Below are 7,647 nucleotides of genomic sequence, written 5' to 3' on the forward strand. Positions count from 1 at the left end.
AGTTTTCTCCTAGCGCGTCTAAAGCGCCAGTCGCCAAAGGCAGCACGGATTTGGCCAGTCTGGAAACAATGTCCATAAACCCTTCAAGTAGGTTTTCAATAGTTTTGAGGGCTTTTTTGAGTCCCCCGCTTTTGAAGGAATCTGATATGGCGTCGATAGCTTTTTTGATGGGACGGCTGATTTCTTTGGGCAATAAGTCAGCAATGCCGTTAGCCAAGGAAGCGGCAATTTCTCCGCCTGCCCGAAGGAGCTTGTTCTTGTTCTTCTTGATGCCGTCAATAAATCCCTCGATCACGTCCACAGCGGCGTCAATCATATCGGGAGCGGCTTGGGCTACTCCGGTCACAGCGTCGGACAACGCGTCTCCGACCTCTTTTACAAGCCCTTCCAGCCCGTTTGCCTTAAAAGCGTTGGACATCTCGTCCACCGTATCGATAGCGGCAGGAAGTAATTCTGTCCGGATGGAATCAGAGATGGGCTGTACTACCTCGCCTAGAAGTTGCTGGGCGTTGTCTTTGAGGGTAGAGATCAGCCCATTTAGTGTCTGGGACTGTTTTTCCATGGACTGGAAGTATTTGCCGCCCTCAGAGGTTGCCCGCTGCATGGATTCGGTAATTTCTTCTACCGCCAAGGAGCCGTCGCTGATCCGTTCATAGAGGCTTTCCATGGATTCGCCGGTACTCTCAGAAATTTCCTGCAGAGGATTGAATCCAGCCTCTATCATTTGCTTGATATCTTCCAGCTGTACCTTTCCCGCGCTGGACATCTGGCCATAGGCAGTGGCAATGCGCTGCATCTTGTCTGCGGAGCCTTGCGAAATATCGCCCAGCATCATCATTCGGTCAATAGCCTCATCGGCGGTAAAGCCGTAGTTCATAAGCAGCTGGGTTGCATCGGCCAACTCTGGAAGTTCAAAAGGGGTTTCGGCGCCTATTTTCTTGAGGCGTTCCACCACCTCCGCAGCCTTTTCGGCGGAACCTGTCATTACCTCAAAAGAGGTCTCATACTGTTCGATGGTGGCGTTGTATTTCACGCCTGCCACTGCTCCGGCACCAAGAGCAGCCGATACTCCCGCAATGGCGGTTGCGGCAACCTTGAACCCTTTCGCCAATCCGCCGGCTAGCTTCGACCCCAGGTTGTCCGCAGTATTAGAAAACTTTTCGGTAACCGATTCAGCGCCTCGCATGGCTTTTTCGTAATTCGACGCATCACCAGTAACCTTTGCCGATAGGGTATAATCAGGCAAGCTTTTTCCTCCTTTCCGGCATCTTCAGCCCATTTTTCTCATAAATCAAGGACACCCAGTTCTTTCCCTCCTTCTCCTCCACCTCTTCGATGATGGAAAGGTTTTGGGAAATAACCTCCATATCCGCTTTCTCCTGGCGCTTTTTCCACAGCTTCCTAAACTTCTGGTTTTTCTTGCGGAAGGCGTTGGAAACGGCGTTGAACACGGCGTCCCGCAGCACGGTAGACTCCGACACCGTCTTGTCCTCCCACGCCTTGTAGATAAAAGCCCGTTCCGTGGGGGTAATGGCGTCGTAATCCGCCCGTGAATAATGAAAATTGGCAGCAAAAAAGGCGAAGTCCATTACATCGCTGTAAGGCTTCGCCATTTCTGCTAGCGCTTCATCTTGTTCTCCTGATTGGAAATATCGATAGTCAATCAGGCGGTGCGGAATAAAAAAGGCATATCCTTGGTCAGTTTTGTGACCACCATGTTATTGACCGCAATATAACCTTTTTCCTCCATCAGGGCTTCCGCGATCTCCACAGCCTTTTCCCTGGGAACAAAATCGTTGCTTCCGGCCTCTTTTAAGCAGTATCCGAAATACGCTTCGAGGGAGGAAAAGGATAGGGCCCCATTGGTCGCCACAATGTCAGCCACCGCAGATGTTTTTATCTGGCTTTCCACCAGCTTGAGTCGGCCAATGTTGAAAGCCAACTCATACTTTTTCCCTTTATGTTCAAACATGACGGTACCTCCTAGGCGGTTTTTACAGTAATCGTAGCGACGCCAGCTTTCAGCGCCTTACCAGCGGAATCCGCCTCAATGACCATGATCTGCTGCCCACCGGTCAAACCGGAAATTTCACTGGTGCCGTCCCAGCTGGTCTGGGTAATCGTTTCACCGTAAGCAGGATAGGCCAGAGGCGCCTCCCCAGTCTTATAGAAATACTTATTGGAAGCTCCAAGGGCTGGATTGACATAGATGGCGGTATCTCCGTCAGCAGTACCTGCTACAGATACCACGGTCAGCCCCTCCAAAGCGGCGGTGCCGTCGGGCATAGTATCGGGATCCACCGGCTGAGCCAGCAGGTCCACCAGAGCGCCCATACCCTCCAAGGTCAGGGAGTAGGTCATAGCGTCGTCGTAAGGAGCTTCTAAGGGATAGTCGGTGATGACTGCCAGGCCTCCGAACATGCCTTCTTTGGTTTTTCCGTTGATGACCTTGATGCACACCGGATCAGAGTTATCAAAAGCCTGAGATAGGATGGAATGGGACTCGTCGTTTGGCACATACAGGCCATCGTTGTCGATGCTCCATTCCTTCATACCGGCAATTTTAGACTTCCATCCGCCCTGGGTGTCCTTGGATGTAATCTCAATAGAATCAGCGGAGCGGTTGATGGTTAGTCCCTGCTGGCCGCTGATGGCAAGCAGTTTTGTACCGTCTGCGCTCCAGATGGCAAGCAGGATGTCTTTGCCTGCCACCGCTTTAGCCGCGGAGCTGGAAAAATCGCAGTAGTTGTTGTTATCAAAAGCGAATAGCTGTAATTTGTTCATATTTAGCCTCCTTTAAAGCTTGCATTTGAACCCATAGCACACCATAAAATCATAGGTGACCACGGCGTGTTTTTCCTCTGTCTCGTCTGTTTTAATGGTTTGGACCCCTCCGTCTGTCTGCATAATCAGTTCAAAAGGCTCTGGCAGAGCGATGTCCTCCGTCAAAGCCTCTTGCAACTGTTCAATGAGGTTGTACACCCCTACCGAAGAAGGCGCTTCCCCTGTCTTGGGCGCTGCGGCAATACAGTGAATCCATACCGTGTAGTTATCCCGGAACATGGTTTTGGTGTTGGAAGGCTGAATCCGTATAACCTCCGCAAAATAAAAAGGGCTGACAGCATTGAGTGGTACCGCGTCATAGCATCGAAGCCCCGTCCTCGCTTCCACCTTGTCCCGCACTGCCGCCATTAAGGCGATGGGGGATAGTTTTTGATAGGCCATTTATTTTCCTTCCTTTCTGATGGTTTTAAGGACATCTTCGCGGTAGATTTCCCGCTGGGCTTCAACGTTAGCTTGTAAGAACCGCTGCCCCTGGACAAACCCGCCATTTACAGTGCGATGACCGTACTCAACATGAGGCGCGTATTCCGCTGTGTATCCCATAGTCATTTCATTTGGATTCACAACCGACGACTCCCTGAGCTCCCCTGTGTCCACCGGCGTACCACCCGGGGTTCTGGCTCGGTTGAGTAAATCCGTTAGCTGTTTCTTTTGAATGACCTCCAACCTAATGCTGCCCAGCCTGTTTAATTCATCCTGTAGATTCTCAACGCCATCCAAGTTGAGCCTGTAATTTGCCACGCCATCACTCCTTATACGCCTTGACCTGGATCACGGTATATCTGGGTGTGAGGTCAATCTTCTCCGTGATCTGCTGGCGGATTCCGTCAATGACGGCGTGGGTGCATTCCGGGAATCTTGCGAAGGGTATGGGGACAGCGAACCGCTGCTGGTTTCTGGTGACGTCGCGGCCTTCCAAGGCAATCTGTTCATCTGTCCAGGGGGTGAAGCGGCAGAAAGTGTCTTTCACCGTCTGCCATTCGCCTCCTACCATATTGCCCAGGGCGTCCTCTGTCTGCCCGGTGATAATCTGTAATTGACAGGATTTCCATATCATAGGAAGCACACCACCTTATTGCTGTTGCCGGATGATGCTTGGCTGGCCTTCCAGTCTCCGATTTCGGCGTCGTATTCCGCCAGGATATTGTCCACGAAGGATGTGGAGATATTGGCCACACCCTCCGAGGAAATACCTTCATAATATGTCCTGCGCACCATCTTCACGGCAGCGTCCACACAGATGGATTGGAATAGCGCTGGAAGCGTGTCTGCCCCCAGACGCAAACAGAGTCTGTCGCTCATGGTCTGCAGATACTCGGATAGCTGCTCATCCGTCAATTCGGTGTCCGGGAGCCGTGTTTTCAATCTCTCAAACATTTCCATATCATCCAGCTCCGCTTTCTGTTATGGTAATAGGAGCTGTGGAATCGTCGTCGAATGTTACGGTGCCGCCGGTTACCGCTCCCGCTGTTGTAGTCAATGCGATAGATTTTACACCTTTGCCCGCCGGACCAGTATCCCCTGTTTCACCTTTTTGTCCTTGGGCTCCGGTCGCGCCTTTTAAATTTTTGAATTCAAACGCAAATACTTTAGCTGTGTCTGGACCTGACGCTGTAATCGTCACCGACGGCGTTCCTGTATTTGCGTCTATGGTAGCCGTAGGTGTTCCAAATCCCGCCGCCGCTCCGGCCGGTCCAGTTTCGCCGGTATCTCCTTTTGGCCCCTCCGGGCCTTGAGGACCAATCTGTTCATTTTGGACGCCTTGTTCCAATTTATTTAATTTTTCGGCAGTGATCAGATCACCATCGTTCCATTCAGTTGGCGCATACGCCATACTCATTCACCTTCTTTTCCTACGATTGCCTTACCGGCTTCCCCCGATCCGACCAGGCCGGTTTCGGACGGGGGCACTATTCCCCCGCGTTCACCGTGACAGTAGCGCTGCCCTGCCCAACAGCCTTGTAATACTGGTCAGCCTCAACAACGGTCAAGGTTTGTCCTGCTGTCGCCGGAATATCCGCTCCTTGGGTGAATACAGGCCAATTTCTGACGTTCTGGCCATAATCAACCGCTACTGCGGCATCGCCCAATTGATACTTGAATACGTTTCCGGCGGTTCCAACGGTGTTGCTTAGGGTGGCTTTAGTGGTACCAACAGCCGAACCTGCTGCAGGGGTTACAGTGATGGTCTTCAGCTCCGGCGCATCCGCAATGGTGATTACAGCGATAGCGTTGAGGTATTCCGCAAACAGGGTTAAACCCATGAGGGCGAAAGACTCAGACTGTGCCCGCTGGTAGTTGCCCTCGGTATGGAACCCGATATAGGGCACCTGGGAGTCAGTGGTATAAGAAAGACCGGCCTGGGAGAATTCAGAATCGCCCGGATCCACGTAATACACGGCCACATTGTTGACCGGCGTTGCAATGACCCGGCCCTGGGGGATTTCAGAGGAGAAGAACAGAATATCCGCGCCCAGGAAATTTTCCACATAGTCCATGCCAAAAGCAGTCTGGACTGTAACCTGCGCACCACCCAGATACTCGTAAATATCCAGGGTATTGGCGAACACAGCCACGCCTGTTGCGGAACGGTGCATCTTTTTAAACGCGTCCTTTACCCGACCGATCGCCATGGCCACCGCCATCTGGAAGGTGCTTTCCTCGCTGGTCAGCTGGCCGGTGAGCAGGAAGTTATAGAAGGTGGCCAGCACCTCATCCTGCAGCTGGACCTTGAATTCCTCATCGGTCATACCCACAGCGGTTTCCAGCCCGTATTTCTCAATGGACTCAATGGTCACCGCCTTGCGGTATTTCTGCAGCTGGATGGGCGCAAAGTCCACAGGCTCCACCTCGAACTGGGACAGAGGGATTACATCGCCTTCTGCTACGATCCCGCTCTGAAGCTCACCGGTGGCCTTCTTGGCGGTCAGGGTGGTGCCATTGGCCTTGCGGATGGGGCGGCTAATCCCCATGACTTCGGTCAGCGCGGTAATTTCGCGGCCAAAGCTGGTGACAAAATCAACCTCTCTCGGGTTGACAGAAAATTGCTGAGTCGTAATAACATTGGGCTCAGCGGCAAATAATTGTAGTTTGTTCATAGTTACCTCCTAACAAATAATTGTGGATTTTCCGCGATTAAGCGGCGTCTTTCATTGGTGTCTTTTACAGCGAGAATCTGCTCTCTGGTTACTGTGGTTTCGCCCTGGTTGGCTTTGGGCGGATTGCCTCGGAACGCCTCTTTGATGTCCGCTTGCAATGCCGCCTTATAGGATTTAGCAAAACTCTCCACGATCTCTTTTGTCTTTTCCGCATCGTCTGTTACCAGATGCATCACCATTTCGTCTGGAATAGAAATCTGCTCATCAGCCAGCATTTTCCGCGCGGTTTTGGCCATATCGCCTAAAGCAATCTGCCGCTTCAGCTCGGCAAGCTCTTTTTCCGCTTTATCCGCCCGGTATTTTTCTTTTTGCTCGCCGGTCATCTGCGCCAGCTTCTCGGCCTCCGACACCTTATCATCCGTCAGTGTTTGCCATCTCTTCTGAGCATTCGCAACAGCGGTTTGGATAGCCTTGCTGACCCTCCGGTCAAATTCAGCTTGATGGCCCTCCTGCGCTAGAAAGTCGTCAAACGACATGGTGTTTTGTGCGTTTGTCTGCGTTGTTCCTTCGCCTGTCGCGCCGGTTGCGTTGCCGCCCTCTGCAGCAGCCCCGCCCCCTTCGCCTTCCGCGAAGAGCTGTAAAAAATATCTGTTTTTCATGCGTTATCCTTTCTGCCCCAGCCCGTCACAAGTCCGTTCTGTTGCCCGTAGTTTATTGTCGTTGCGGACAAGATAACCGGATATACTCCGGGAATTCCCTCTCAATTTCTTTAAGGCCAACAAAAAAGGAACCCACCAGAAGCCTTCCTGCCTCTGACAGATTCCTATAGCGTATATCCGCCTTTCCTGGGGATATGGAGTATTCAATTTGATCTGCTGTCAGCTCCTCCAAGGAGGCGATCAGCGTCTGTACCAAAGCGGTCACTCCGGCACAGACAATATCCTTGCCCGCCTGGGCGTAGCCCGCATGGCCTTCTAAGGCGATTCCGCCGTCTGTGGCGGAAACGGCAATCAAATCACACCACCTCTTTTCTACCCGGCTGTTCCCTGCCGGTGGGAGATATGCGGATCACTCTCCTTTCAGAAACTGGGCGCATCTTTCCAAATCTGCCATGCCGACGTAATCCACCGCCTTTCCACCTTCCATCAGGATTGCCATCGGAACCCGGCTGACTCCGTAGCGATCCGCCCGGAAGGGTTCTTTCTGCACGTTGATCCTGACGATTTTATTTGACCCTACCATGGACGCCAAAGGAGAGATGAATTGCTTTTCAAAGAAGCGGCAGGGCGGGCACCATGAGGCGTGGAAAAAGTAAAGCTGCCTCATTTGTCGCCCCCTATAAACATGTCCGGGTTGTCTCTTAACAACATAAAAAAACCGGTTCCCAGCTTTTCCACCTGCTCCTCGGAAAGTTCGACACAGTACATTCCGTCAATGGCGTGGATGATCTCGTGGATCAGGGTCGCTTTCTTCTGATTCAGGGAGGCCCCTGCGTTAAGCACGATTTCCTCCTCCAGATATCGCGCGATTCCATAAAGCTCACTTTTGTTATCGTGTAGATTGCTTTCTTCCCTGACAGCGTAATTCTTATACAATATCTTCACTTTTTCGGGAATAACCATAGCGTATCCTCCTCAAAATAGGCGTGAAAAAACCACCAGTCAACAATGGCCGGTGGTTATAATTTACAGCATCCCTATCAATC

At 51.8% G+C, this 7,647-nt stretch carries 14 protein-coding genes; all 14 read right to left on the reverse strand.

The window, feature by feature from the left end:
* The coding region (locus ACZ25G_RS09080) for a tape measure protein (protein ID WP_463682225.1) at positions 1-1,246 on the reverse strand (1,246 nt) is incomplete at its 3' end.
* Positions 1,239-1,613, reverse strand: coding sequence for a hypothetical protein (locus ACZ25G_RS09085; protein WP_463682226.1), 375 nt, complete (start codon positions 1,611-1,613; stop codon positions 1,239-1,241). The genes ACZ25G_RS09085 and ACZ25G_RS09080, both read right to left, overlap by 8 nt.
* A 50-nt stretch (positions 1,614-1,663) precedes the next feature.
* Entirely contained in the window at positions 1,664-1,972 is a 309-nt protein-coding gene (locus ACZ25G_RS09090) for a hypothetical protein (RefSeq protein WP_463682227.1), read from the reverse strand.
* Between the two features lie 11 nt (positions 1,973-1,983).
* A complete protein-coding gene (locus ACZ25G_RS09095; protein WP_463682228.1) occupies positions 1,984-2,784 on the reverse strand; it encodes a phage major tail protein, TP901-1 family in 801 nt (266 codons plus the stop codon).
* 12 nt (positions 2,785-2,796) lie between these two features.
* Positions 2,797-3,225 carry a DUF5072 family protein gene (locus tag ACZ25G_RS09100; protein WP_463682229.1) on the reverse strand — a complete coding sequence of 143 codons (429 nt, stop codon included), beginning with the start codon at positions 3,223-3,225 and terminating at the stop codon, positions 2,797-2,799.
* On the reverse strand, positions 3,226-3,585 hold the full coding sequence (locus ACZ25G_RS09105) for a hypothetical protein (protein WP_463682230.1): 360 nt from the start codon (positions 3,583-3,585) through the stop codon (positions 3,226-3,228).
* 4 nt (positions 3,586-3,589) lie between these two features.
* Positions 3,590-3,901, reverse strand: a complete 312-nt coding sequence (locus ACZ25G_RS09110) for a hypothetical protein (protein WP_191509584.1) — start codon at positions 3,899-3,901, stop codon at positions 3,590-3,592.
* Entirely contained in the window at positions 3,898-4,209 is a 312-nt protein-coding gene (locus ACZ25G_RS09115; RefSeq protein WP_463682231.1) for a phage head-tail connector protein, read from the reverse strand. The genes ACZ25G_RS09110 and ACZ25G_RS09115 overlap by 4 nt, the downstream gene beginning before the upstream one ends.
* A 19-nt stretch (positions 4,210-4,228) precedes the next feature.
* Positions 4,229-4,678 (reverse strand): hypothetical protein, encoded by a 450-nt coding sequence (locus ACZ25G_RS09120; RefSeq protein ID WP_463682232.1) that lies wholly within the window; start codon positions 4,676-4,678, stop codon positions 4,229-4,231.
* 76 nt (positions 4,679-4,754) lie between these two features.
* On the reverse strand, positions 4,755-5,942 hold the full coding sequence (locus ACZ25G_RS09125) for a hypothetical protein (RefSeq protein WP_463682233.1): 1,188 nt from the start codon (positions 5,940-5,942) through the stop codon (positions 4,755-4,757).
* Between the two features lie 2 nt (positions 5,943-5,944).
* A complete protein-coding gene (locus ACZ25G_RS09130) occupies positions 5,945-6,601 on the reverse strand; it encodes a DUF4355 domain-containing protein (protein ID WP_463682234.1) in 657 nt (218 codons plus the stop codon).
* 52 nt (positions 6,602-6,653) lie between these two features.
* Positions 6,654-6,956 (reverse strand): ribosomal-processing cysteine protease Prp, encoded by a 303-nt coding sequence (locus ACZ25G_RS09135; RefSeq protein ID WP_463682235.1) that lies wholly within the window; start codon positions 6,954-6,956, stop codon positions 6,654-6,656.
* A gap of 54 nt (positions 6,957-7,010) precedes the next feature.
* A complete protein-coding gene (locus tag ACZ25G_RS09140) occupies positions 7,011-7,268 on the reverse strand; it encodes a thioredoxin family protein (protein WP_463682236.1) in 258 nt (85 codons plus the stop codon).
* On the reverse strand, positions 7,265-7,564 hold the full coding sequence (locus tag ACZ25G_RS09145) for a hypothetical protein (protein WP_463682237.1): 300 nt from the start codon (positions 7,562-7,564) through the stop codon (positions 7,265-7,267). The genes ACZ25G_RS09140 and ACZ25G_RS09145 overlap by 4 nt, the downstream gene beginning before the upstream one ends.
* Positions 7,565-7,647 lie beyond the last annotated feature (83 nt).

The organism is Zongyangia sp. (genome assembly GCF_965361945.1).

Bases quoted from the DNA above. Each gene is read 5' to 3' on its own strand.
- ACZ25G_RS09145 (WP_463682237.1), bottom strand. From the start codon at position 7,564: ATGGTTATTCCCGAAAAAGTGAAGATATTGTATAAGAATTACGCTGTC.
- ACZ25G_RS09090 (WP_463682227.1), bottom strand. From the start codon at position 1,972: ATGTTTGAACATAAAGGGAAAAAGTATGAGTTGGCTTTCAACATTGGC.
- ACZ25G_RS09120 (WP_463682232.1), bottom strand. From the start codon at position 4,678: ATGGCGTATGCGCCAACTGAATGGAACGATGGTGATCTGATCACTGCC.
- ACZ25G_RS09110 (WP_191509584.1), bottom strand. From the start codon at position 3,901: ATGATATGGAAATCCTGTCAATTACAGATTATCACCGGGCAGACAGAG.
- ACZ25G_RS09100 (WP_463682229.1), bottom strand. From the start codon at position 3,225: ATGGCCTATCAAAAACTATCCCCCATCGCCTTAATGGCGGCAGTGCGG.
- ACZ25G_RS09095 (WP_463682228.1), bottom strand. From the start codon at position 2,784: ATGAACAAATTACAGCTATTCGCTTTTGATAACAACAACTACTGCGAT.
- ACZ25G_RS09130 (WP_463682234.1), bottom strand. From the start codon at position 6,601: ATGAAAAACAGATATTTTTTACAGCTCTTCGCGGAAGGCGAAGGGGGC.
- ACZ25G_RS09140 (WP_463682236.1), bottom strand. From the start codon at position 7,268: ATGAGGCAGCTTTACTTTTTCCACGCCTCATGGTGCCCGCCCTGCCGC.
- ACZ25G_RS09125 (WP_463682233.1), bottom strand. From the start codon at position 5,942: ATGAACAAACTACAATTATTTGCCGCTGAGCCCAATGTTATTACGACT.
- ACZ25G_RS09085 (WP_463682226.1), bottom strand. From the start codon at position 1,613: ATGGCGAAGCCTTACAGCGATGTAATGGACTTCGCCTTTTTTGCTGCC.